At 55.4% G+C, this 312-nt stretch carries 1 protein-coding gene; it reads right to left on the minus strand.

The window, feature by feature from the left end; genetic code table 11:
* Nucleotides 1-312, minus strand: a 312-nt coding sequence (locus ACLD9W_RS12600; RefSeq protein ID WP_410842309.1) for an IS110 family transposase, incomplete at both ends; no start/stop codon positions are given.

Genomic DNA, 312 nt, shown 5'->3' on the forward strand with positions numbered 1-312 from the left:
TCCGCATATCCACCAGCTGGTTGCGGCGGTTAACCAATGCTTCCAACACTTCTTCCGCTTCGGTGGGCGGGTGGTAGAGCATGGTTTGCCAACCTTCTTTCTGTGCCGTCATCTGTGCGAAGAAGGCGAGCATTTTGGCATCTTTGGCGTCGGTTTTGGTCAGCGACTGCGATTGGGCAAACTGATGCGTCTGACGCGGGTTGGCGATAATGACGGCTATGCCTGCGCGGTGGATGGCTTTGGCGGCGGGAATTTCGAGACCGTCGGTGCTTTCCATCACGACGAGGGCGACCTTGTGTTTTTTAAGGTATT

It is taken from the genome of Neisseria sp. WLZKY-1, from assembly GCF_046546535.1.
GTDB lineage: Bacteria > Pseudomonadota > Gammaproteobacteria > Burkholderiales > Neisseriaceae > Neisseria.